The sequence below is a fragment of the Candidatus Limnocylindrales bacterium genome (genome assembly GCA_035559535.1).
Taxonomy (GTDB): Bacteria; Moduliflexota; Moduliflexia; order Moduliflexales; family JAUQPW01; genus JAUQPW01.
Window position 1 is genome coordinate 37,396 of record DATMBG010000051.1, and the last position, 24,615, is coordinate 62,010.

Sequence of the window (24,615 nt, forward strand, 5' to 3'; positions counted from 1 at the left end):
TTGTTTAGCCCAGAGGGGGGAAGAGTGGCCTGGATCGGGAGTATCGGTTATCCTATAGGCATCAGGCTAAAAAGAGGAAAAACCTTATCAGAACCTATCGTGAACGGGAGGGGGTAAAAGCTATAAAAATTAACGAGGTAGTAGATTTTTGCTTGACCTTATTATTTTTTTTTGTATGATAAGTCTCCCAGATTTTAAGGAATTTATGAGTTACTTTTTTTACACTTCTAAAGAGTCCTATGCCCGGTCCACTTTATGAACCTAAATCCGGTTCACCCCTTCAGGTGGATCAAACCTTTTATGGTCGTCTGGGGAGTGAAGTTGAACGGCGTACCCTGGTTAATAAATTTACGGTACCGATCCGTTCCGGTAAAGCGTGGCCCATGGAAGCAGGTCAAATCTGTCGAATTGTGGCCATCGAAGGGCCTCAAGTTGTGGATTTTAACGCCTGGAACTTACACAATCCCCGCGAGCGTTTCTGGGCAGCGCGTACCAAGCAACTGCATAGTGCCCACATGAAAGTATTTGATCGATTCTGGTCGTGTCTGCCTTATTTGCGCCCTATGGCGACGGTTATCGGCGATAGCATTAATTATGGTATTGATGAAGATGGGGCAGGGTGTCATGATTTGCTGGGAACACGTTGCGATCCTTATGTGCATAAGATGTTAACCGGCGAAGAGTTGGATGTTTGTTGTCATTCAAATCTTGTGCGGGCCGTGATCCCTTATCGTCTCCATGAAGGGGATATACACGATGTACTTAACATCTTTCAGGTTACCGGGCTGACCCGGGACGGTCATCAATATTTTGTTAAGCCTTGTCCGGCTAAAAAGGGAGATTACTTTGAGCTTTTTGCCGAAATTGATTTACTTTGTGCCGTTTCAACCTGCCCCCATGGGGACATGTCCGTTCCTATTTGGGGGCCCCATGCTGCAGATCCCCTCACCGTTTGTCGGCCTGTGGAAGTAGAAGTATATCGGGTAGATCCGGAATTGTTGAAGGGCTGGAATTCTCCCCCGGTTTCGGACTACCGGGGGATACACGGAATACGTTTGGAGTAAAATCCGAGTCAGGACTTCAGAAGGTAAACCGCCAGCTAATAAGTAAAAAGAGTCTTTATCCTTCCAGAATGCGCTTAATCTCCAGAAAACGGAGGAGGCCATTTTTCGTGATCATGCCGACCATCTTTTGATTTGACTGTATGACTAAAAGGCGGCCAATGCCTTCGCGGATCATCTTCTGTAAGGCTTCTGTCAAAGGAGTTTCTGGGGGAATCGTAATTTTATCGCTGAGGGGTGTCATGACTTCTGCCACGGTTCGGGTTTGCTGCTCTGTTTCAGGAATATCCTTCACATTAGAAAGGGAGACCACTCCCAGTACAGCTCCTTCCTGAATTACGGGAAATCCTCGGTATCCATATCGGAAGAAATAGTCCTTAATCAGGCGATCTAAGGGGAGATTAGGTTGCACACTGACGACTTCTGGAATCATCACTTCCCGGACCTGGACCCCTTCCAGAGACTGTTTCATAATCATTTCCTGATAACCGCTTTCGGCAACTCCCCGGAGGAACATGCCGATAAAAATGAACCATAAACCTCCGATCAAAGATCCGGTAAAAATTTGAAGCCCCCCCAAAACCATAAGGGCTAAAGCAAACCCCTTTCCCATATCTGAAGCCACTTTGGTAGCCTGTCTCAGGGAGCCGGTCTTCCACCACCACAGAGCCCGTAAAACACGACCTCCATCCAGTGGAAACCCGGGAATGAGGTTAAAGATACCAAGGGCTATGTTAATCCAGGACAAGTAATCGAAAATAGCCACGAACAGGGAGGGCTGCTTTTCCTCCAAGGTTAGCTTAATCCCCAGGAAAAGTAAGGCCAGAGCAAAACTACTCAAAGGTCCGGCCAGGGCAACTTTTAATTCAGTTTTAGGATCCTCTGCTTCTTCAGAAAGTCGAGAAACACCCCCAAAAATAAAGAGGGTAATTTCCGGAATCTTAATCCCAGAACGGATGGCTACCAGGGAATGGGAAAGTTCATGGGCCAGAATCGAAAAAAAGAAGAGAATCGCAGCAATAAATCCGGCAATCCAATAGGTTAGTATATCCTGACCCGGATAATGATGGGGGAAGTAGCCCGAGGAAAGACTCCACAAAACCAATACAAAAATAATAAGCCAGGAATAATCCAGAGTGATCTGAATTCCGGCTATTTTAAAAAGTTTTAATCCACCTCTGTTTTCTTTTTCCATAATCTTTAAAAAAAGCTAAAACTCCCTTCCGAGAGGAAGGGAGTTTTAGCTTTACCGTCCGGGATTCCCTGCGGGTACCCATACTTGATGCTCTGGAACCCATTGCCCATTGACCCACTGCCCGGGAATGGTTACCCAACGACCGTAGCCTGGAGTATAAGCAGAATAACCCAGATCAGGACCGGCCGGCGGGGGACTGTAACGATAGCCGTATCTTTGAGCATCATAGGTATCCATGGCATTTCCTATTACAGCCCCGGTTAATCCACCTAACGCCGTACCGATTAAGGTGCTCTCAGTAGTATGTCCAATGGCTTGACCGGCTAAGGCTCCAGCTCCAGCACCTATGGCGGCTCCAGTTTGGGTACGGTATCCAGCACAACCCACCACCCAGAGTAAAACACCCATAATTAACAAAATTAAATTGGATCTTCTCATCGTGTTGCCTCCTGTGTACCAAAGAAGGAGAGGCCCTGCGGTTCCAGTTTATGCTCTTTATTCCTTCTCAGGCTTCTCCTATCCCATTGATAGGATTTATCTGTCACGCTGAGCCAGGATAGTAATAAAGTAATCTGCTTTTTCCATCCTTCCCTCCAATTTAAAGAATTACTACCCGACCTCTAGAAGAATCTACCAATAGTATCTCTAGAAGAATCTACCAATAGTATATAGTACAAAAGTCTTAGTTGGCAATAAAGAGATCATTAAATGAATGTTTGAGATCCTTTACCCATTAATTGTGAAATTATCCTACCTTTCTATAAAGAAGCATCCAAAACTTCGAAGGATCCAAAAGAGGGTAGTATTTTTCCATTCATCCTGAAAAATTGCCTGAATAGATACCGTAATTAATTTTATTGAATTTACAGTGAAAATATTGTTATCTTACTGCTAGCCAGATTGTTTAATAAACAAGTCGCTACTACCTCTTTAGGAGGAATAGCTCCTACATAAGGAAAATTCTACATAATTAGGAAGGAATATCCATAGATGAGTGAAATCTCTTCTACATGGCAAATAGAAGGACAGGCGGTACCTGTATCCCATTTGGACAAACCTTTCTGGCCCGAAGAGGGTCTAACTAAAGGGGATATGTTGCAGTATTATCTGGACGTAGCCCCTGTAATGCTTCCTTATTTCAAGAATAGACCCGTTACGTTGCGGGTCTTTCCCGATGGTATCCACGGGTTCTCTTATTACCAACGAGACTTGCCTGAAAAGGCTCCAGAGTGGTTTCGTAGCATAAAGTATCGCCCTAAAACAGCTAAGCACGTCATCCAACTACCCCTGGTAGATAATACAGCAGGATTGATTTGGTTGGCCAATTTGGGTAGTATTGAGTTCCACTTATGGGGATCCCGAGGGCCTGACCTTGCACAACCGGATATGGTGATTTTGGATTTGGATCCCGGAGAAGAGGCCAGTTTTGCAGACGTTTTGCAGGCAGCCCTGCGGCTCCGAGATACTTTAGACCGAATGGGATTAAAGAGCTATCCCAAAACCAGTGGAGGAAGAGGTCTCCATGTCTACCTCCCTTTAGCCTCTGGGTATTCCTTTGAAGCCGTACGTAGCTGGGTAAAAAAACTCGCCAGGCAGCTTGCTACTGCGTATCCGGATCTTATCACCATAGCCCATGGAGCTACTCATCAGGGTCGACAGGTTACTATTGATTATGCCCAGAATAGTATAGGCCGTAATACGGCTGCGCCTTATACCTTGAGGGCCCATCCGGGTGCACCTGTTTCCACACCCTTAACCTGGAAAGAGGTAGAAGAGGGCCGGTTAGCCCCCTCAGATTTCACCTTGAAAAGTATCCCTCGGCGCTTGCAAAGGGTTCAGGATCTATTCGCACCGGTACTATGTGGAGGCCAATTCCTTCCCTGAAGGGAACTCTAGCCCTTTAGGAAGGCGCTTCAGTTAAAAAACTATCTCTAATCTGGATCGAAGTTGGGAAGGAGAGTATCCCTGCGAGTAGCAATACGAGCCGGGATCCAGAACCAAGCAGTAGAAGTGATGCAATCTGCTTTTTATGCTTCTATTTTAGCTTGGCGAATGGGTATAAGACGACAAGCCCATGACTTTTAGTTTCAAAGGGGTGAGACCATGTTATTCCAAAATCGAGAACAGGCTGCCCGCTTGCTGGCAGAGAAACTGATTAAGTACAAAGGGCAAAACCCTCTAGTACTGGCCATTCCGAGAGGTGCTGTGCCAATGGGTAAGATTATTGCGGACGCCCTGGATGGTGAACTCGATGTGGTATTGGTGCGAAAGCTAAGGGCCCCAAACCAGCCCGAGTTGGCCATCGGTTCCATAGATGAGACAGGCCATGTCTATCTGGGAGAATATGCTCGCGTTCTCAGGATTCCTGAGGAATATCTGGAGGCAGAAAAACAAAAACAACTGGAAACTCTACGTAAGCGCCGTAGTCTGTATACGCCTGTACATCCACCCATTGATCCGGCTCATCGTATTGTGATCGTGGTAGATGATGGCATTGCCACCGGATCTACCGTAATCGCTGCATTACGTGCTCTACGGGCTAAAAATCCTGCCAAACTCATTGTTGCCACCGCAGTAGCTCCTCCTGAAACGCTGCAACGAATCGAAGTAGAGGCCGACGAGGTTGTTTGTTTGCAAGCTCCAACCTTTTTTTATGCCATCGGGGAATTTTTCCAGGACTTCTCACAAGTCTCCGATGAAGAGGTCATAGCTATCCTAAAGCAAAGTAGAGCCAGATTCGAATCGGGAGAATCCCCAGGGACAGGGAAATAATAAATAAAAGGATTACACCAGGAAGGATTTGCTAAAGGGTCTTCTTTAAGAAATTTTTTTAATCCCTTGACTTTCCCCAGGGGATGTATTATAACGATCCCCAATATGGAAGCCAGTCTGGAAATTCAAAACCGTCTAGCTAAAGCAGAAAATTATAACACCTGGATTTATGAAAACATCGCCCCTTTCTTGGGGAACAGAATCCTGGAAGTAGGCTGTGCAATCGGTAATTTAACCCAATTTTTTTTAGATCGGGAGTGGGTCACCAGCCTGGATATTTCAGAAAAGTATTGTGATTATGTTCAAAGAAAGTTCGGAGATCGCAAGAACTTTGAAGTAATCTGCTGTGATGGGGCCAGCGAAGAAATGTTAAACTTACGCCCTCGCCATTTTGATACGGTGGTTTGTTTGAATGTGCTCGAGCATATAGAAGCAGATCAGAAAGCCCTCCGAAATATGTTTGAGGTCTTAATTCCAGGGGGAAAGCTTGTTCTATTAGTTCCAGCGTTTCAAGCCCTATACGGAAGCATGGATGCAGCCGATCATCACTTTAGGCGATATGGAAAGAAAGAACTTTGTCATAAACTTCAGCAAGCCGGTTTTCGGATTCAAAAAATCTTTTATATGAACGCCCCTGGGATCTTAGGCTGGTATATCAACGGGAAAATCTTGAAACGACAGATAATTCCGGAAAAACAACTCCTTTCTTATAATAAAATCATTCCGGTCATCAAAAAAATTGAAAGAATTTTTCCTCCACCCTTGGGACAATCTCTCATCGCTATTGCGGAGAAACTTCAATGAAAAGCCCAGGTGTCAGAAATCGGGAATTCAGAGGCTAGAGACCCTGGGGTCTCTAATTTCTGGCTTTCGGCTTCTGACTTCCAAAGATATCCTCGTCTTGTTAATCCTTGGAGGGATCGTCCTCGGATTCTTCCATTCCCTGATCTTTTTAGATCAACTCCCCAGTTTCCGGGATATGTATATGTTTGCTTATCCCATGAAAGTTTTCGCATCCTACTCCATCCAAAAGGGACTCATTCCTTTATGGGACCCCTATAGTGGGGTAGGAACTCCCTTTTATGCTAACCTGCAATCGGAGATATTCTACCCACCGAATTTTCTATTTTATCTCTTTCCGACTCAAACGGCCCTAAAGTTCTTTATTGTCCTGCATTTTTTCTTTGGGGGGGTGTTTACCTATCTTTTTTCCCGCGAACTGGGTTTATCTCGGTTCCCGGCTCTCTTTTCGGCTATTGGTTTCAGCTTAAGTGGAAGCCTGATCTCTATCATCGATACCACTTCGGCCCTTTGTGCCACGATCTGGTTACCCCTGGTCCTTTTCTTGAGCCACCGCCTGTTAAAATCTCTTGAACTGAAGTGGATGCTTCTTACAGGTTTTACCCTTGCCCTCCAATTCCTGGCCGGATTTCCTGAAGTTTTTATTCTAACTTTACTTTCCATGGGAATGATGATCCTCCTTCTGAAGAAAGGGAAAAAAGGGGAGAGGGGATTGGCGGGCGTCGTTTGTTTTTTATCTATTATCCTTGCTCTAAGCCTGGTCATGGGTCAGCTTCTTCCATTTTTGGAATTCATAGGATTATCCACCCGGAGTAAAGGGCTTACATACGATGCAGCGGTCCAGGGAGCCCTCCATCCGGGTCATTTGATTAAACTTTTTATTCCTGACTTTTACGGAAACCCTATGGAGATCAGGCCCACGCCGATCCCGGAAGGCTGGCTTAAAGGTATCTACTTCGGATTAATGCCCCTTATCCTGGCAATTTTAGCTACTTTTCGTTTAAACCGTGAAAAAACCCTGCTGATCCTTTTAAGTGGGATGGCCATCCTTTTTTCTCTGGGAGATCACTTTTTCCTTTATCGCTTTCTTTTTCCCTTAGGGTTAAGGATTGTTCGATTTCCTTCCAAGTTCTTTATCCTGGTTACCTTTACCTTGCCTATTTTATCAGGATATGGCCTCGAGGAAATTCAGACCCTTGTAAATAACCGAAGAAACCCGAATCACTCTGAAAAGGAGCGTCGTCGGATGACTTTATTCTTAACTATTCTCATGGTAACCGGAACCCTGGGTGTACTTGTCTGGATAAAGCTGGGTCTGACCTGGATTCCCAAACTCTATGCCTGGAACAACTCCTTCAGGCCGGAGTGGGCTCAAACTTTTTTCTCAAACTCCCTTCTCCCATCCTTTCGATCTCTGACGATTCTTCTCACAAGTTGTGGAATTCTTTTGCTGGTTCTCTACCAGAAATTACCCCCGGCCTTTTTTAAAGGGCTGGTTCTGATTCTGGTGGTATCGGATCTTTTTGTTCATAACTTCAAGCTTATGCCTGTAGTCAGCAGCCATGCCTTTGAATTTCCAACCCGAACGGTTAGCTTTTTAAAAGCAGAATTAAATTCAGAAGGATGTAGTGATGAACTTTCTGGATGTGTTTCCCCCTTCCGGGTTTATTCAACTCCTCTTACCCAACAAGGAGCACAATTTTTGCTTGCATCCCATAGGTATGATGAACAGACGATCCTGACCGCTACCGATTTATTAATTCCCAACATCGGTTTGATTTTTCAGATTCCCAATGCTCTGACTAAAGGTTCTGTGGAGTTAGCTTCTTATGAACGCTATCATAACAAATTGGAATCCCTTTGGAGATCCGGGTACCAAAAGGATACCTCTCCTTCGAAGGAAGCAACTTATGAAGCCCTTCTGGATAGACTCAATGTTAAATATGTTGTTTCGGTTATTCCCTTAGGTCCGCAGGAATTTGACCTGGTCCAGGAAGGTCCTGTTAAGATTTTTCAGAATAAAACCTTTCTTCCGCGAGCTTATAGGATACCGGATAAAGATTTGTTCAAGGCTCCAGAAATCCCCGCTGATCAGGTAGTCCCGGTAAAAATTGAACAGACAACGCCCCATGATATAAAGATTGAACTCTCGGAAGAAGGAGGTTCATGGTTGGTGCTGGCCAACCAGTATTATCCAGGATGGAAGGCTTATGGAGATGGCAGGGAAATGATGATCCAGGCAGTGGATGATCTGTTTATGGGACTTGAATTACCTCCCGGTATCCGGCACATCGAGTTTAAATATCAACCCAGTTCTTTTAAGATCGGATTATTTGTAAGCTTGTGGACTTCCCTGGTTATTCTGTCCGTAGTCTGTCATGGATTGTTCGTAGTAATCCGCAACCTTCAACCGGTAATGAACAATAAATGTCAGACAACGTATAATGGGTCATAAACAGTTGATAATAAACCAAGAATCCCAAGAATCACAAACTCTTACCACCCCCTTTATTTTAGGTTTTTATTTGGGATTGACCCTCCTTTTGACCTATCCCTTGATAAGGTATTTTTCAACGGCTTTCCCCGGCGACCAACCCGATCTCTATAAACATGTCTGGAATTTATGGTGGATAAAGAAAGCTTTACTGGAGCTTCAGACCCATCCGTTTTTTTCCAATTATATCTTCTATCCCCTGGGAGCTCCCCGGGTATTCGATACTTCTCCCTTGGTGTCCTCTCTACTTTCAATCCCCCTTCAGCTTGTTTTTGGCCTGGTTATAACCTATAATCTCCTCCTTACCCTCTCCTTTATCCTTTCTGCCTATGGAACCTATCTTTTGATCCATTATCTTACTTCTAATTCCTACGCAGCCTTGGTAGGCGGAATGATATTTGCTTTTTGCCCTTATCGGCTTGCTCATCTTAGAGGACATTTTGACTTGATGTTTACAGAAGGAATCCCCTTCTATGTACTTTATCTCTTCAAAACGGTTGATGCAACTTCCGAGAAATCCAGCCCTACAAGTTCAAAACCCGGCTCAGACGTATCCGGAGAACGCTCTGCTTTTTTGGCCGGACTTTTTTTTCTACTGACGGCCCTCCAATCCGGTTATTACGCAGTTTATCTTGGAATTTTTACTTTGACTTACCTTGTCTTTTTACTTTTTCAAAATAAAAAGAAACTCTTCACAAACCCGAATCAAAATGCCTTATCCACTTCCTGGACCAGAGCTTCCCCTCTACCCTGGAAAAGTTTGGGAATCATCCTTCTCATCTTAGGGATAGGACTTTCTCCCAAGTTATATATAATCTTTAAAGCGGTTTGGACGGGTCAGGTGGTTTTAACAAAGGGATGGGGAGATATCTTTAATAAATCTGCCGACCTTATGAGCTTTTTCTATCCCAGTCCCCATCATTGGTTATGGCGAGAATCTGAAAGATATGTTTATCTCATTACCGAAATGTTTCGAGGAAGTGATCTGGAAGCAGATGTGTTTATCGGCTATACCGTTTTAATTCTCGCCGGCTATGCTATTTTCAGCCAGTATAAAATTAATCCCGGGGTTAAATTTTGGACACTCGTAGCACTTATTAATTTTAGCCTCGCCCTAGGACCTTTCTTACAAATCCATGGATATCTGTTCCGAAAGGTTTATGGCTATCCCCTTTTGTACCTTCCTTATAACTTAATTCACCAGATTCCTATCCTGGGAGAAACCAGATATCCTGCCCGATTTGCCGTTATGGTCATGTTAGCCATGGCAGTTCTGGCGGCCTATACCTGTGTCCACATTTTTTCTAGACTCCCCACCCGGAAGGCCATTCTGGTCCAAACCTTCGTCCTGGTACTCTTGATCCTTTTGGAGTATGCGTCTATTCCCTTTCCCCTTACCAGCAGCCGGGTTCCTCCCGTGTATGAGGAGTTACGTAAGGACCCCGAAGATTTTACAGTTATGGAAATTCCTTTTAGCTGGAGTGATGAGCGGACCCGTTGGGGTTCTTCGAAAAAGGATTTTCAATACTTTCAGACAATCCATGAGAAAAAGATTCTGAACGGGCATGCAACCTGGGTTTCTTCTGGCTTCCTGGATTTTTATGAGAGCTTGCCGGTCCTGTCGACCCTCTTTAAACTTCAAACGGGTAAAGTCCAGGACCTCGAGGAAGCCGATCTTCTCCAGGATCGTGAGAAAGCCCAGAAGGTTATGGATTCCCTTCACATCAAATATATTCTTCTTCATCGCTCCACCCAGGCCTTTGAACCGATCCAGAATTATCTGATGAAGGTTCTAAAGTTTAAGAAGATAGATATAAAAGACGAGATGGTGATTTATACCCTTAACCATGAAAAGTAAAAGCCTTCTAATTCTTCTGCTTCTGTATTCTTATTTACTCTTTTTCCAGATCCATCCCAGTCTGGTTAATCCCGATGGAATCGGCTATTATGCCTATGTCCGGTCTTTGTTCTTAGATAGAGACTTAAATTTTTTAAACGAGTTTAAAGCGCTGGATATACTCCCTCCCTTCGTATATCGAACCTCAACCGGTTTAGTTGGCAACCAGTATCCCATTGGCTCTTCGATCCTGTGGGCTCCCTTTTTTTTAATAGGTCATTTATATACCCGACTCAGTCCTTATCTTTATCCTTCCTCTCCAAACGCAGATGGTTATTCGGTTTTTTATTTTATTTTTATCGCCGTAGGGACGAGCTTTTACGGCATTTTAGGTCTTTTCTTAGTGTATGAAATAGGAAAACATCTGTTCTCTCCCAAAGCGGTGCTATCGGCTATTTTACTCATTACTTTTGGAACCCCCTTTTTTTATTACCTGGTTATTCAGCCAACGTTAGCCCATATTAACTCTTTTTTTACCCTTTCCCTTTTCCTCTACATTTGGTTTTTCACCCGAAATCAAAGAACTTTAGGGCAGTGGATGCTTTTAGGATTGCTAGCCGGACTCATGGGTCTCGTTCGAACTCAAAACCTTCTTTTTATCCTCTTACCGGTTCTTGAGTTGGCAGTATATTCCCCAGCTCTTCCATCTTTATGTCTCCAGGTTACCGTTTTCCTGAGTTCTCTGTTATTTGCCCTGGTTCCCCAGATGCTTGCCTGGAAGATACTCTACGGAACCCTGTTTTCTCCTATCCATGGTACAATGAATGTAAGTTTTCAAGACTGGCATTTATGGGAACTTCTCTTTTCCTCTTTCCACGGTCTCTTTTTTTATTCTCCCCTCCTTTTGAGCACTCTACCCGGTTTTTACCTTTTAACTAAGAGGGATTTTTTACTGGGTACGGCTTCGGGGGCTTTCCTCTTACTTCAAACCTTTTTGAATAGCTGGGCTTTGTACTGGTGGGGTGGATATGCTTTTGGTTCTCGTTTTTTCGTGGATTATACTTTTCTTTTTGTCTTATCTCTGGCGGGAGTTATTCACCAACTTGAGGGAAAAAGTAACAGGCCAATCCTTGCAGATAAGGAGTTGCAGACAGAGAGTTCCAGACAACGACCCATGGGCTATCTTTTGGCGACTACTTACTGCTTGCTGATCCTGCTCGGTCTCTGGAATTTCCTCCTTTTGATCCAAACTTTGTTACAAAGACAGGATTTAAATCATTACATCCCCCTTCCGGTTTTACTTCAAGGACAACTCTGGGCCTTAAAGAATTTTATTCCGTCCCTTATCCAGATCCTCTTTTTACCGAAATTACGGGGGTATGTATTGTTGCGCCTTGCCCCGGTATTTCTGATGGTTACTTTTATTCTTGGAACAATCGGCTGGCTACTGAGACGTGTTTATCAACACCCACCCATGGCCCAGGGTGAACAACGAACCAGGGTTATAAATATTTTTCTGATCTGCTATTTGTTAAGCTTCATCATCGTATTGTCTTTCGCCTCTGTGAATCCGAATCTGCCGACAAGTAAAACCGAAATAAGTGAGACCGTAGAGGATTTTAAAGCTTTTTTACGACTCCAATCCAAAACAATCTATGAAGAGTATCTACGAAACAGATAAATCTCTCAAGCCCTTATCCCTTTCCCTCTGCCGGGGTTTCGAGGGAAGGATAAGAAGAGAAGACTTTAATATCCTGTTCTCTCCTTTACAGGGGTAAGTTTTTTGTGATATATTGAGCGGAGGTTCCTCACCCTTTGTTCTGAGTTTATCCAATGCGATCCTTTGCCGGGGGAGAAAAGATGATCCTTAGAATTATGTAGGGGCATACAGCCGTATGCCCCTACATAACCCCAAGGGTTCAAGACGAGCGAAGTACGGTTCCTTACAAGTAGGGGCATACGGCCGTATGCCCCTACTCCTCCGGCGTGGGGGAGGGGTTAGGGGTAAGGGAAGGCGCGTAATCTACTTTTCAGGTTTTAAAAAAGGCAACGGTCTGGGCCAGCCCCTCATCTAAGTTCACCCGGGGGGCCCATCCCAGAACCTCTTTAGCTTTCCTGGCATCCAGAACACTTCGTTTCTGCTCTCCTTCCTTGGCTGGGCCGTGAATTTTTTTTACCTTCGCCTGGGTCAGCTCAACCAGACGATCAAATAACTGGTTAACAGAAACTTCCCGACCGGTTCCGATATTGTAGCATCCAATGATATCTTTGGAGAGGGCCAGCAAATTGGCTTGGGCTACATCTTTTACAAAAACAAAATCCCTGGTTTGTTCACCGTCCCCATTGATAATGGGTTGTTCATTCCTTAACATTTTCTGGGTAAAGATTGCAACGACCCCTGCTTCCCCATGGGGATCCTGGCGGGGACCGTAAACATTGGCATATCGCAGGGATACATATTTGAGTCCGTAGGTGGTGTAATAAAAATAAAGGTATTTTTCTCCACCCAGCTTTCCAATTCCATAGGGGGAGAGAGGGTTTGTTGGGTGATCTTCAGGGGCCGGAAACTTTTCCTGTTCTCCGTAAATGGCCCCTCCCGTGGAGGCAAAGATTATTTTTTGAACCCCCGATTTGACGGCTGCCTGCAGGACATTAAGGGTTCCCAAAATATTAACCTCCGCATCATAGATCGGATTACTGACCGATTTTCGCACATCCATCTGAGCGGCATGATGATCCACTACGGCCGGTTGCTCATCCTGGAAGATTTTATAGAGCTCATCACTCCGGATATCTATTTGATAAAATTTTGCCTGGGGATTAAGGTTTTGGCGTTTTCCGGTAACCAGGTTGTCCACGACTACCACTTCATGTCCTGCCGACAAAAAGGTATCTACAACATGGGAGCCGATAAACCCGGCTCCGCCGGTGACCAGGATTTTCATAATGACAGAAGTCACAAGTCAGAGGCCAAAAGCTGAACGGTTTTCTGATTCCTGACTTCTGACCTCTGTTTAAATGTTTTTCAACATATTGAAATAATCAGCAAAGGGCAAGGGATATTCACCCGGATATCAAACCTCTTGCTGTTAACGTCTGGCAGTCTCCAGTTTCTGCTTCATCCACTCCAGGGTATTTATCAATCCCTGTTCCAGGCTAACCTTGGGTTCCCAGCCGAGGATGCGTCGAGCTTTACTGATATCTGGCTGACGGACTCTGGGGTCATCCTTGGGAAGAGGTTTAAAAACTATTCGACTTTTACTTTTTGTAAGGGAGAGGATTTTCTCGGCAAACTGGAGGATGGACATCTCTTGAGGATTTCCTATATTTACAGGTTCAACTTCTCGAGATAGCATCAGGCGGTAAATCCCTTCTATTAAGTCGCTGACATAACAAAAGGATCGAGTCTGAGAGCCATCTCCGAAAACCGTGAGATCTTCACCCAACAGAGCCTGACGCATAAAGGTCGGTACGACCCTTCCATCGTAAATGCGCATTCGAGGACCAAAACAATTAAAGATACGGGCAATGCGGGTTTCTACTCCATGATAGCGATGGTAGGCCATGGTAATGGCCTCTGCAAACCGTTTAGCCTCATCATAAACACCTCGAGGACCGATGGGATTTACATTTCCCCAATAGTCTTCACTTTGAGGATGGATCAAAGGATCTCCATACACTTCCGAGGTAGATGCCAGGAGGAAGGTGGCCTTTTTTTCCTTGGCCAATCCCAAAGCTTTGTGGGTTCCCAGGGATCCTACTTTGAGGGTTTGAATGGGTAACTCCATATAATCCACGGGACTGGCCGGACTTGCAAAATGTAGAATATAATCCAGAGGTCCTTCCAGATAGATATAATTGGTGACATCGTGTTTGATAAATAGAAATTTCTCACTCCGAATATGGGCAATATTAGAAATATCCCCCGTCAGGAGATTATCCATGCAAACCACTTCGAATCCCTTTTCTAGAAGAAAATCGCAGAGATGGGAGCCTAAAAATCCGGCCCCCCCTGTTATAAGTACTCGTGGCATCGAACAGCAAACAATGAACACTAAACAATCAACACGGAATCCCCGCTAATTGTTCAGGATTGCTCATTGTTAAGGAAGGGTTACCTTCCAATTCCATAGTACTCAAAGCCCATTTTTCGCGTAATCTTGGGGTCATAGATATTACGTCCGTCGAAGATAATGGGTCTTTGCATGGAGTTTCTGATTTTCTCATCGGTATTAAGATACCTAAACTCGTTCCACTCTGTGACCAGCGTCAAGGCATCGGCCCCTTTGGCTACTTCGTAAGCATTTTCACAGTAGGTAATATGGGGAAAGATCTTTCGTGCATTTTCCATGGCAACCGGATCATAGGCTTTGACTTTAGCCCCTTCTGCTAATAACTTTGAAATAATCTCCACCGATTTGGCTTCTCGCATATCATCTGTATTGGGTTTGAAGGCCAATCCCAGGACCCCTATGACTTTACCTTGAAGGCTCCCCAATACCCGCTTCATCATGTTAATAAAATGGGTGGTCCGTTCCATGTTGATTTCATTGACGGCTTTCAGGAGCTTAAAGTCATATCCGTATCGGGCCGAGGTATGGATAAGCGATTGTACATCTTTGGGAAAACAAGATCCTCCATATCCCAATCCCGCATTTAGAAAAGCGCGACCAATTCTGGAATCAAATCCCATTCCTTTCGTGACCTGGGTTACATCTGCTCCCACTTTCTCACAGATATTGGCAATAGCGTTGATAAAGGAAATTTTGGTTGCCAGAAAGGCATTGGAAGCATATTTAATCATCTCCGCACTGTGAACATCGGTAATCAGCATGGGGCTTTCCAGAGGGGCATACAATTCCAGCAGGATCATGGCTACATTCTGATTTGGGGCTCCGATAACAATACGCTCCGGATAAAGTGTATCGTTGATGGCCGATCCTTCCCGCAGAAATTCCGGGTTTGAGACCACGTCAAAGTCTACATTACGCCGCTTGTTCGTCTCTATAATCTGCCGGACCAGGTCTCCGGTACCCGGTGGAACAGTGCTTTTATTCACAATAACTTTATATCTATCAATAGCCCGTGCAATTCCCCTGGCCACTTCTTCCACCTGACTGAGGTCCGTCTCCCCGTTTTCCTTGGGAGGGGTTCCAACGGCAATAAAAATAACCTCGGATTTTCTTACGGCCATATCCAGGTCACAAGTAAAAAATAACCGTCGCTCCTTGGTATCATCGGTATTTCGGGCAACCATTTCCTTCAGGCCCGGCTCGTAGATGGGCATAATGCCTTTTTTAAGCTTTTCTATCTTTTCTTCATCTTTATCTACACAAATTACTTCATTCCCTAAATCGGCAAATACGGCTCCGGTAACTAAACCTACATAACCCGTGCCAATAACTGAAACGTTCATTCTTAAAAAGTGAAAGGTAGAAGGCAAAAAGGTAAAATCACCCTGTGCCTTGCTCCTTTCACCTTGCGAGCTAATACGCACCTTTTCCCCGTAAAGCCACAGGGATTGTCCTCAAAATGATCTTTAGGTCATTGGAAAGGGACCAGTTTCGTATATAGTATAAATCTAGTTTGACCATCTCGTTAAAACTTAATCCACTCCGTCCACTTACTTGCCAAAGCCCTGTGATACCCGGTTTAACCCATAACCGCCGGTATTGCCACTCCTGGTACCGGGCTACTTCATCGGGTAAAGGTGGTCGAGGTCCGACCAGACTCATCTCGCCTTTAATTACGTTAATCAACTGAGGTAACTCGTCCAGACTAAACCGCCTGAGAATTTTTCCGACCTTCGTTAATCTGGGATCCTCCCGGATCTTGAATAAAGGCCCATCTGCCTCGTTGAGATGCTCAAGAAATTCCCTTTGTTCTTCTGCTTCTTTATACATGGACCGAAATTTGTACATCAAAAATCGCCGCCGGTTTTGACCAACCCTTTCTTGCCGAAACAAAACAGGCCCCGGAGACTCCCACTTGATCAAGATTCCTATAGCGAGAAGTAGTGGGGACAAAAGAACAAGCCCGGTTAAGGAGAGGATCAAATCTAAAGCCCGTTTAAGAAAAAGATTAATCCCATGAAGGGGATCTGCTTCAAAGGTAATGGTGGGAATACCAGCCAGTTCCTCGATAGTAGCCCGGGGGGTTAAAATTTCACTCACATCTGTTACAACGCGAACATGGAGGGTTTCTGTACCATTCTTAGCTATCAGGTTAAAAATCTCGTCTTGCAAAGGATCTAACTCTGTTACGATCACCTCGTTGATTTTCTGATCTGTAACCAGATGAGGAAGATCTTTGAGGGTACCCAATATGGGAAGGGTTGACAGAGGAGTCGCTGAGAATCTGGACCCGGGGGAGATCTGGTATTTTTCCTCCTTACCTCCATTCTTAGTTTCTTTGCCTTCAGGCTTTCCGGGCATGGCCACAAATCCTACCACGTCATACCCCAATTCCCGATGTTTATCCAGTTCTTTTTTCAAACTGGAAGCTTCTAAACCGGTTCCTAAAATAAGAACTCGTTTTAAATCGAAACCTTGCTTCCGTAAAAATCTGAAAACACCCACCAGGGTCCAGCGAAACAAAAAGGCAAAACCGCTTCCAAGGATTCCAAAAATAAGGGTGATGGACCGGGAAAACTCATAACCCTGGGTCAAATAAGTACCTGCCATAATCATAAGGCAACTGATTCCCATGGCTTTAAGGACCCGGAAGAGTTCATCAACCCAAAGAAGTCCCCTCGGAAATTTATATAAGTGAAGAAAATGAAAAACCGTTAGAGTCGTGACATTAATAAAAATCAAAAAGTCTCTATAAATCCAGAAGGGAAGATCCGGTTTTTCTAAAAAAAGTCCTATTCCGTCGGATAGACCCAGGGCGAGACTTTTTCTCAGTTGATAAGCCCCATAAAAAGAAAGATTAACCACAAGTATATCCGAGATGACAAATACCGTATGGGTCAGGAGGCTGTTATATTTGCGAAGAAAATACATGAGATCGCTCCATTTATCGAAAAAATGAAGCATACTTCGAAGATGAGAGAAAAAGGTTCGATGGGTCGGTCCTCGGGCACTCTCCCGCCGGTGCTGATGGATCATCTCAGCATGGGGAAAATAGCAAACCTTCCAACCCCCTTTTTTCATCCGGTAACACCAGTCTACATCCTCAAAGTAAAGAAAGAATCGCTCATCCATACTCCCCACATCTTCCAGCGCCTTCCGTCGTACCAACATGCAGGCCCCTAAAACCCAATCCACTTCCCGAACAGAGGCATGATCCCAATCCATCATCAAATGATTTCGTACGATCTTACTATCGGGAAACAGTCTGCGAAGAGGAGTTCTTCTCAAAAGGAGCGTCCTGAAAGTATAAAAAGTTCGACAGGAGTACTGTAACGTACCATCCGGATTGAGAAGCTTTCCTCCTACGATACCTACCTGCTGGTTTTCATCCATAAACTGAACCATCCGCTCAATGGCGCCAGGTTTTACCTGAACATCAGGATTCATCAGCAGGAGATATTCCCCCTCGGCTATCCGGATACCCTGGTTGATCGCACGGGCATAACCTACGTTGGTTTCGTTGATCAGTAGCTGTACCTCCGGAAATTTTCCACGAACCATTTCTACCGATCCATCCTCAGAATGGTTATCGATAACGATAATCTGTCGGTTGGCCGTTGTTCCCGGTCCATAGTTCATGGTTTGTGAAGTAACCGCAACTTCCTCGTCCGGATCCTCAGGACGATCGGCCAGAATCGAGTTTAAACAAAGCTCCAGCAAATCCTTTGTTTTATAATTGACGATAATAATAGAGAGCTTCATTAATTAGTCCCTATTCGATGGTTTTTATATTAGATAATAAGCTCCGGACAACGGCTGAAGATAGCCGATCCCACCTTTTTATATCCATTATATCTGAGAACGTTATACAGGACCCGGAGGTAAAAGCTTATCAATCTACCTGTTTTAGGAAAGAAAGCCGATGAATGAGTCTGTTTCGGGTTTAAACAGAATATTTCTAAGGGTTGAAGGACCGAAGGCCAGGAGAACTTATCGGCAATTCGACGTACATTGGCTCGACATTGCTCAACCTTTTCGGGATGGTCTGCCAATTCCAATATAGCCGCCTTCATTTGATCTACAGATTCCGGGTCGACCGTGATGCCTAAACCCTCTTTTTCGATCAAATCACCCCAGAAATCTCCTCTGGTAGCGATAACAGGTAGCCCACACCACAGGTAATCTAAAATGCGAGTCCTCCCTGCCAGACGAGACTCGAAGCTTGCAAAATGGGTACTGATCCCTATATCGGCTTCTAGAAGATAGTTCTGCCGCTCTTGATAAGGAATCCACTGCTCGGTGAAGAACACATACCGATCATATAATCCTAACTCCTGGCTGAGTTTAAGAATCTCTTTATGGGACTGGGGAACGGGATCCTCTATCTTACCTAAAAAAACCAGTTTAATATCTGAACGTATCCGATGAATCTCATGAACTGCCCTTATAACTATGCAAGGATCAAACCAACTCCAGAGCCCCCCACCCCATAAAATCACCTTATCTGAGGCTGAGATTCCTTTCCTTACCCCCTTGAGAACCTGCTGGGTATGGACCGGTTTTTCAGCCGGTAATCCAAAGGGAACCGGTTGAATCAATTTTTTCAACTCCGGATCTTCTCGATAAAGTTCATGGGTGATTCTTCCCCAGGCGGCCAGCATCCCGATCCAAAAATCCCGTTGTCGCTCATGACTACAAATAAAAAAATCCCCTCGATTTAAGAGCAATTGAACCCGAGCTAAATAATAGGCCAGGGATAACCGGGCTTCCGATAGGGAAGAACTCCTGTGATGCTCCAGGAGTTCTATAGGCAAAGGAGCATAGAGATCTACGACTAGAGGCTTTTGAGAAAGAAAAATCAAATCTAGAGGGAATTTGTACCCTGTTGTCACAATGACATCCGCCCAGCCTAACCACCGCTTCAAGTTCTTCCGGGTCGTCTTAAAAATTTGAAATTTAGCAGAGATGAGATCCGTCTCACCTGGAACCAACAGAACCACGGCGTGTTTTTCGGCAAGGTAAGTGGCCATTTCCCAGTATCGTATTCCAGGCCCGGTCATCCGTTGATTCACCGGGTTTGAACTGATCAGCAGAACGGAACTCATGACATATGGGAACGGGGAGGTAGGGAGGGGTATGGGTGCGGGGTTACAGGAATTTCATCTCTACCTCCATACTCTTCTACTTTCCTATCCTCTTCTTCCCAGGTCTTTTCTATTTCTCTCATCTTTCGTTTCTTAAAAAGATAAGCCCCGAAGAAAATGAGTGTAATAAGACCCCAGAGCACGGTTATACTGGTTACAACGGGAATCCAGGAATGCTTCTCCCTGAGGTTTCGCTGCCAGTCTTGTTCCAATGTGTTCAAATCTACACCTGTCGCTCTCCGCAGAGCCGTTTCCGGACTTACTCCCTCTCCCAGGTTCTTGATAAGCCGATGAAGTGCATCTTTCCCGTAGGTATTCAGAATATAGGTCACCAGACTCAGGCTCTGGGCGTAGGCAATTCGAGCTTGTGCTGCATCGGACGGGAAAGAAAGGGTGAGCTCAGAGAGAGGGATAAAATTCTCTAAAAGTGCCACTTCCTGAAGGGTCATCTCCTCCGGAACTCCCCATTCTTTGGCTTCATACATGGCAAATCCTTCTGAAAGCCATCGGGGTGCTCCACCTATAGATTCTAAAGCCTGTTCGAGGGCAATATGGGCAAACTCATGTTTAAAAAGTTGAAGGGGATCCAGAACCTGACCGTTAATAACCAGAGAAGATCGCATGACAATCCGATTTAAGGATGGATAAGCTACCCCCACGGCCCAATGTGGAACATCCTGAGAATAGGGTTGTTTCTCCTTAAAACAGGTCTCAGTAGGGCAGAGATAAACCGAGATTTTTGCCTTGGGTCTATACCCCAGATCCTCGGTTACCTCCTCGTAAATTTTATCTACCTTAAGACTCAAGAACTCCACCAACTTCTGGTTCTCTCCAAGATAATGGAGGTAAAAATGCCGGGTAGACCGGGTCTTCCATTCCTCCGCAAAGGCCGGAAGTGTTCCTATACCCCCTAGAAAAAATAGGATTAAAAGAATCTCTATCCGGCTATTTCCTTTAAGTTTCATTTTTAATCTGTTTGGATACAATCCCTCGAAATCTCTCCGACCAGGGGGTAGATTTCTGGGTCTTAGGGTCAATCTGAACATGCACTTGGGTAGCCTCCAAAATCTCCTCTTTAGTTTTATCATTAATAATTCGGAAGCGCAAATGAAGGCTTGAATTCCCAAGCTTGATGACCTCGACAAAAATCCTTAAAAGATCGAAAAATCGAGCCGGTCTAAAATATCGAATGTGCATCTCTACAGTGACTACTGTATCCTCAATACGTATGGTCTCTTCTTCAGAAAATCCCAAACTCTGCCAGAATTCGTCCCTTGCTCGATCTAAATAAGGGAAGAACCTTCCATAATAAACGCGACCCTGCGCATCGGTATCGGCATAGGCCACCCGCAAACAATAGGAAAAGGTTTCAGTTGAAATAATTATACCTCCCGTTTTTTAGACCTAAAAATCTCTTACCCTTTATAATGACAAAAGCCGATCCTGTCAAATAAAATCTCTCAGGTGAGCGAAAGCCCAGGCAGGAACCTTCGATCCGCAGCCTGGCAAAAGAACTTCTTTGCTTAGTATAAGCCCTGGGTCTTCCGGAGGTCCTACCACTAAACTTACCTTCCCTCTGAAGCAGAGGCAGGAAGATCTCCAGGTACTTTCCCAAGTAGTTGGAATAGAGCTTTTAAATCTGGAAGAGGTAAGAACAAACCATTGGCAACCGTGATTCTAAAGCCTGACCATCAATGCCAGAGCCCAGCCATGGGGGATATTCTAGGGGGATTGAGATCTTTTCACAATTATCTTTAAGGTTTGTTATCTTGATAGATTAGATCCAGGTGACTAATTTATAAAATAACAAAATTTTCATTGGAGCAGGATAAAAGATTTGTTTTTATAATTAACCAAAACCCCTAATAAAGTATAGACGGATTAAGCTTTCCCCTATACTTGCCGATCCTTAAGGAGCCTGTAATGGAACCAGTTACTACCCATGAGATTAAAACGACGGCATGTCCCCACGATTGTCCCGATACTTGTGCTTTGGAGGTCCATGTACAAGATGGAAAACTCGTCAAAGTAACCGGAGATCCTCATCACGTAACAACCCGGGGATTTATTTGTGCAAAGGTTCGGTACTATCCCGAGCGGGTCTACGGTCCAGATCGTATTTTGACGCCGTTACGCCGGGTGGGTAAAAAAGGAGAAGGAAAGTTTGAGCCTATTACCTGGAATGAAGCCCTTCGACATATCGCGGATCGATTTAAGGAGATCATAGCAGTCTATGGAGGAGAAGCTATTTTGCCTTATAGTTATGCAGGAACCGAAGGGGTTCTGAATAATGCCAGCATGGATAGGCGGTTTTTTCACAAGTTGGGAGCCTGTTTACTGGCCCGGACCATTTGTTCTGCCGCGGGAAAAATGGGATATGCTTATACCACCGGGGCTACCTATGGTTCAGATCCGGAGAATATTCCCTACGCTCGCTTGATTATCGGTTGGGGAACCAATAGCTCCTCGCAGAACATTCATATTTTACCCCTTATTAAAGAAGCACGGGCTAAAGGAGCTATCTACATTCATATCAATCCCCATCGGAGTGATGTGGCCGAAAAAGCCGATTATTTCCTCCAGATTCGGCCAGGGACCGATGCGGCGCTGGCCCTGGGTATGATGCATGTCATTGTAAAGGAAGGTCTTTACGATGCCGATTATGTAGCCCGATTTACCTATGGGTTTGACAAATTGAAGGAGCGACTGGAGGCCTATCCTCCGGAAAGGGTTTCGGAAATTACAGGTATTTCCGTGCAGGAGATACAAAACGTTGCCCGTCTGTATGCCAGGATAAAACCTTCTTTCCTTCGGGTGGGCTGGGGATTTCAGCGCCATTCCAACGGTGGTATGACCATGCGAACCGTTTCCTGTCTTCCAGGTCTGGTAGGAGCCTGGGGGCAACTGGGGGGTGGATTTTTATATAGTAATGGAGGCTTATTCCCTTTAAATACACAAGCTTTGGAACGACCGGATCTTATGACCAGAACCCCTCGGACTCTCAACATGGTGGAGCTGGCAAAGATTCTTACAGAATTGGACAATCCACCTATTAAAGCCCTATATGTGTACAACTGTAACCCGGCTGCTGTGGCACCTAATCAGAATAAGGTTATCCAGGGACTCCTGCGTGAAGATCTCTTCACGGTGGTCCATGAACAGGTTTTTACAGATACCGTCGATTACGCCGATATTGTCCTTCCTGCGACAACCAGCTTTGAACATCTGGATCTTTATCGATCCTACTGGCATCTCTATCTCCAGCTTGGAGAACCGGTAATTCCTCCGGTTGGAGAAAGCAAATCCAACGTAGAAGTTTTTCGACTTCTGGCTCAGGCCATGGGATTTGAAGATCCCTGCTTCCGGGATACCGAAGAAGATCTGATTCGACAAGCCTTGGATAGCCCACATCCCTTCCTGAAAGGAATTACCCTGGAGCGGTTACGACAAGAAAAGCGGGTTCGCCTGAATACACCTACCTATCCCTTCATCGCCTTTGCAGATGGGAAATTCCCAACCCCCTCAGGTAAAATCGAGTTCTACTCTGAACGGATGAAACAGGCAGGATTTGACCCTCTTCCCGCCTATATTCCTGAAACTGAAAGTGCAGAAGGGTCTCCGGAACTCCATGGAAGATATTCCATTTCCCTTATCAATGCCGGTGCAAAATACTTCGTCAATTCCTCCTTTGGAAATCTTAAGTCCATGCTGGCCAAAGAGAAAAGGCCGGTAATCGAATTACACTATGAAGATGCCAAGGCAAGGGGAATCTCAGAGGGAGACCGGGTTCGGGTTTACAATGATCGAGGAGAATGTTTCCTTTATGCCAGGGTGGGAGAGACGGTTCCAAAAGGCTCGGCCATTTCTTTCAAGAGCTGGTGGAACAAAAAAACCGGTTTCAACGGAAACCTGAATCGGATTACTTCCCACGAATTAGAACCTCTGGGAGGAGGTGCCGTGTTTTACACAAATCTGGTCGAGGTGGAAAAAGTAGGCAATTGAAACCATAGTAGGTCAAACGTCTTGTAGGTCAAACGTCTCGTTTGATAGTAAGGAGTAACCCCTCGTTGCCCCTGGTACGGGCGAATGGTCATTCGCTCGTACCGCTATCCCTTGTCTGTTATGGCAATATTTCTGATCGGTATTTACGTAGCCTGTGAATTGATCGCAAATGTTACGGCAAGTAAGCCGGTAACCCTACATGGTATAGTCGTGCCGGCTGCAGTTTTCATCTATGCGCTTACCTTTACCCTGGTTGATCTCATCAATGAGGAATTAGGAAAGAAAGGGGCTCAACGGGTTGTCTATACGGCCTTCCTTGCCAATGTTCTTCTTGCACTTTACGTCCAGTTAACCATTGCGCTTCCACCGGCCGTGTTCTACAAAAATCAGGAAGCTTTTGAAAGTACCCTGGGCTCCACTCCCCGAATTGTCATTGCCAGCCTGATAGCTTACCTGGTCAGTTCTCTGATTGACACAGAAGTTTTTGCCTGGTGGCGAGAACGGATCGGGAAATGGAAATGGGCTCGGGTTTTACTGAGTAATGGGGTATCTACCCTTGTGGATAGTATCACGTTCATCACGTTAGCCTTTGCGGGAACCGGACTTCCCCTGCTTGCCCTCATTCAAGGGCAATATATCGTAAAAATGACCATTACGGTCATCAGCATTCCTTTGATTTATCTGGTTAAAAGCAGAAGATGGGGGTCTGAGACAAAAGATTATGCTACCGAATACCTGAGATAATCGTACCAACGTTATACCCGATAAGGAATTGGGGATTAGGAGTCGGGGATTTAAAATTCCCTAATTCCCAATTACACTGAGGAGCGGCCTGTGAAACAGGTCGCCCCGCCGGGGGTTAACCTTCTTATCCTGGCGCGTATGCCGCCGACCTCTCTCCTGCAGCGTAGGCAAGGGGAGCCAGCAAATCTCCACATCAACTCCCCAAGTGCCCCCTCTCCCGAAGTTTCGGGAGAGGGGCTGGGGGGGAGGGGAAAGGTAGTAAATACGGGCGGAAGGCCTTCCGCCCCTACTGTAGGATGATGAACTTCAATTTAAAGGTTAAAGTAATTTGATCGGCCAAAAAATGTAAAACTCTAGAATTTGAAAAGAAGTCTTAAAACCTCGATATGGCGTAAGTTCATAGATTTCCTACCGTTTTTATCCTTGACAGATTTCCTCCAGTTGAAGTAACCTAATTTTAAAGGTTATCATAACCTAAAACTGACCGAGTAT

Annotated in this window: 18 protein-coding genes; 9 read left to right on the forward strand and 9 right to left on the reverse strand. The window is 45.0% G+C overall.

The annotated features are described in order from the left end of the window. The first annotated feature begins 239 nt into the window (after positions 1–239). The gene (locus VNM22_18700; GenBank protein ID HWP49192.1) at positions 240–1,064 is read left to right on the forward strand and encodes a DUF1989 domain-containing protein; all 825 of its coding nucleotides are present in this window, start codon (positions 240–242) and stop codon (positions 1,062–1,064) included. A gap of 55 nt (positions 1,065–1,119) precedes the next feature. Here the strand turns inward: VNM22_18700 and VNM22_18705 are convergent, their stop codons facing one another. Both VNM22_18705 and VNM22_18710 read right to left on the reverse strand, forming a co-directional pair. Beyond that, positions 1,120–2,256: a site-2 protease family protein gene (locus VNM22_18705; protein HWP49193.1), complete on the reverse strand. Its 1,137-nt coding sequence runs from the start codon at positions 2,254–2,256 to the stop codon at positions 1,120–1,122. A gap of 51 nt (positions 2,257–2,307) precedes the next feature. Continuing rightward, positions 2,308–2,694, reverse strand: a complete 387-nt coding sequence (locus VNM22_18710) for a glycine zipper domain-containing protein (protein ID HWP49194.1) — start codon at positions 2,692–2,694, stop codon at positions 2,308–2,310. Positions 2,695–3,246: 552 nt separating this feature from the next. Between VNM22_18710 and ligD the strand changes: the two genes are divergently transcribed. The 6 genes from ligD to VNM22_18740 all read left to right on the forward strand — a co-directional run bounded on the left by ligD (position 3,247) and on the right by VNM22_18740 (position 11,841). Continuing rightward, entirely contained in the window at positions 3,247–4,140 is an 894-nt protein-coding gene (gene ligD, locus VNM22_18715; GenBank protein ID HWP49195.1) for a non-homologous end-joining DNA ligase, read from the forward strand. A gap of 219 nt (positions 4,141–4,359) precedes the next feature. Then, positions 4,360–5,028 carry a phosphoribosyltransferase family protein gene (locus VNM22_18720; GenBank protein HWP49196.1) on the forward strand — a complete coding sequence of 223 codons (669 nt, stop codon included), beginning with the start codon at positions 4,360–4,362 and terminating at the stop codon, positions 5,026–5,028. A 105-nt stretch (positions 5,029–5,133) separates the two neighbouring features. Next, on the forward strand, positions 5,134–5,832 hold the full coding sequence (locus tag VNM22_18725; GenBank protein ID HWP49197.1) for a class I SAM-dependent methyltransferase: 699 nt from the start codon (positions 5,134–5,136) through the stop codon (positions 5,830–5,832). 181 nt (positions 5,833–6,013) lie between these two features. Continuing rightward, the gene (locus tag VNM22_18730; protein ID HWP49198.1) at positions 6,014–8,284 is read left to right on the forward strand and encodes a YfhO family protein; all 2,271 of its coding nucleotides are present in this window, start codon (positions 6,014–6,016) and stop codon (positions 8,282–8,284) included. A 4-nt stretch (positions 8,285–8,288) separates the two neighbouring features. Beyond that, on the forward strand, positions 8,289–10,181 hold the full coding sequence (locus tag VNM22_18735) for a hypothetical protein (protein ID HWP49199.1): 1,893 nt from the start codon (positions 8,289–8,291) through the stop codon (positions 10,179–10,181). Then, positions 10,171–11,841, forward strand: coding sequence for a glycosyltransferase family 39 protein (locus VNM22_18740; GenBank protein HWP49200.1), 1,671 nt, complete (start codon positions 10,171–10,173; stop codon positions 11,839–11,841). Before VNM22_18735 ends, VNM22_18740 begins: the two co-directional genes overlap by 11 nt. A gap of 349 nt (positions 11,842–12,190) precedes the next feature. Here VNM22_18740 and VNM22_18745 read toward each other — a convergent pair whose 3' ends face one another. From VNM22_18745 to VNM22_18775, 7 genes are all read right to left on the reverse strand, one after another. Next, the gene (locus VNM22_18745; GenBank protein ID HWP49201.1) at positions 12,191–13,105 is read right to left on the reverse strand and encodes an SDR family oxidoreductase; all 915 of its coding nucleotides are present in this window, start codon (positions 13,103–13,105) and stop codon (positions 12,191–12,193) included. 144 nt (positions 13,106–13,249) lie between these two features. Next, the gene (locus tag VNM22_18750) at positions 13,250–14,194 is read right to left on the reverse strand and encodes a UDP-glucuronic acid decarboxylase family protein (protein HWP49202.1); all 945 of its coding nucleotides are present in this window, start codon (positions 14,192–14,194) and stop codon (positions 13,250–13,252) included. Positions 14,195–14,274: 80 nt separating this feature from the next. Next, positions 14,275–15,576, reverse strand: coding sequence for a UDP-glucose/GDP-mannose dehydrogenase family protein (locus VNM22_18755; GenBank protein HWP49203.1), 1,302 nt, complete (start codon positions 15,574–15,576; stop codon positions 14,275–14,277). 70 nt (positions 15,577–15,646) lie between these two features. Further along, a complete protein-coding gene (locus tag VNM22_18760) occupies positions 15,647–17,995 on the reverse strand; it encodes an exopolysaccharide biosynthesis polyprenyl glycosylphosphotransferase (GenBank protein ID HWP49204.1) in 2,349 nt (782 codons plus the stop codon). A 29-nt stretch (positions 17,996–18,024) separates the two neighbouring features. Beyond that, entirely contained in the window at positions 18,025–19,338 is a 1,314-nt protein-coding gene (locus VNM22_18765; GenBank protein HWP49205.1) for a glycosyltransferase family 4 protein, read from the reverse strand. Then, positions 19,335–20,342, reverse strand: coding sequence for a peptidase MA family metallohydrolase (locus VNM22_18770; protein HWP49206.1), 1,008 nt, complete (start codon positions 20,340–20,342; stop codon positions 19,335–19,337). The genes VNM22_18765 and VNM22_18770 overlap by 4 nt, the downstream gene beginning before the upstream one ends. Next, complete coding sequence (locus VNM22_18775) at positions 20,332–20,724, reverse strand: thioesterase family protein (protein ID HWP49207.1); 393 nt, start codon at positions 20,722–20,724, stop codon at positions 20,332–20,334. The genes VNM22_18770 and VNM22_18775 overlap by 11 nt, the downstream gene beginning before the upstream one ends. A 576-nt stretch (positions 20,725–21,300) precedes the next feature. On the opposite strand from VNM22_18775, the gene VNM22_18780 reads away from it, so the two are divergent. Together VNM22_18780 and VNM22_18785 are read left to right on the forward strand one after the other, a co-directional pair. Further along, on the forward strand, positions 21,301–23,379 hold the full coding sequence (locus tag VNM22_18780; protein HWP49208.1) for a molybdopterin-dependent oxidoreductase: 2,079 nt from the start codon (positions 21,301–21,303) through the stop codon (positions 23,377–23,379). An 84-nt stretch (positions 23,380–23,463) separates the two neighbouring features. Further along, positions 23,464–24,123 carry a queuosine precursor transporter gene (locus tag VNM22_18785; protein ID HWP49209.1) on the forward strand — a complete coding sequence of 220 codons (660 nt, stop codon included), beginning with the start codon at positions 23,464–23,466 and terminating at the stop codon, positions 24,121–24,123. The last annotated feature ends 492 nt before the right edge of the window (positions 24,124–24,615 follow it).

Bases quoted from the DNA above. Each gene is read 5' to 3' on its own strand.
- VNM22_18725 (HWP49197.1), top strand. From the start codon at position 5,134: ATGGAAGCCAGTCTGGAAATTCAAAACCGTCTAGCTAAAGCAGAAAAT.
- VNM22_18710 (HWP49194.1), bottom strand. From the start codon at position 2,694: ATGAGAAGATCCAATTTAATTTTGTTAATTATGGGTGTTTTACTCTGG.
- VNM22_18785 (HWP49209.1), top strand. From the start codon at position 23,464: ATGGTCATTCGCTCGTACCGCTATCCCTTGTCTGTTATGGCAATATTT.
- VNM22_18770 (HWP49206.1), bottom strand. From the start codon at position 20,342: ATGAAACTTAAAGGAAATAGCCGGATAGAGATTCTTTTAATCCTATTT.
- VNM22_18780 (HWP49208.1), top strand. From the start codon at position 21,301: ATGGAACCAGTTACTACCCATGAGATTAAAACGACGGCATGTCCCCAC.
- VNM22_18760 (HWP49204.1), bottom strand. From the start codon at position 17,995: ATGAAGCTCTCTATTATTATCGTCAATTATAAAACAAAGGATTTGCTG.
- VNM22_18740 (HWP49200.1), top strand. From the start codon at position 10,171: ATGAAAAGTAAAAGCCTTCTAATTCTTCTGCTTCTGTATTCTTATTTA.
- VNM22_18705 (HWP49193.1), bottom strand. From the start codon at position 2,256: ATGGAAAAAGAAAACAGAGGTGGATTAAAACTTTTTAAAATAGCCGGA.
- VNM22_18730 (HWP49198.1), top strand. From the start codon at position 6,014: ATGTTTGCTTATCCCATGAAAGTTTTCGCATCCTACTCCATCCAAAAG.
- VNM22_18750 (HWP49202.1), bottom strand. From the start codon at position 14,194: ATGCCACGAGTACTTATAACAGGGGGGGCCGGATTTTTAGGCTCCCAT.
- VNM22_18720 (HWP49196.1), top strand. From the start codon at position 4,360: ATGTTATTCCAAAATCGAGAACAGGCTGCCCGCTTGCTGGCAGAGAAA.
- VNM22_18745 (HWP49201.1), bottom strand. From the start codon at position 13,105: ATGAAAATCCTGGTCACCGGCGGAGCCGGGTTTATCGGCTCCCATGTT.
- ligD (HWP49195.1), top strand. From the start codon at position 3,247: ATGAGTGAAATCTCTTCTACATGGCAAATAGAAGGACAGGCGGTACCT.
- VNM22_18765 (HWP49205.1), bottom strand. From the start codon at position 19,338: ATGAGTTCCGTTCTGCTGATCAGTTCAAACCCGGTGAATCAACGGATG.
- VNM22_18700 (HWP49192.1), top strand. From the start codon at position 240: ATGCCCGGTCCACTTTATGAACCTAAATCCGGTTCACCCCTTCAGGTG.
- VNM22_18755 (HWP49203.1), bottom strand. From the start codon at position 15,576: ATGAACGTTTCAGTTATTGGCACGGGTTATGTAGGTTTAGTTACCGGA.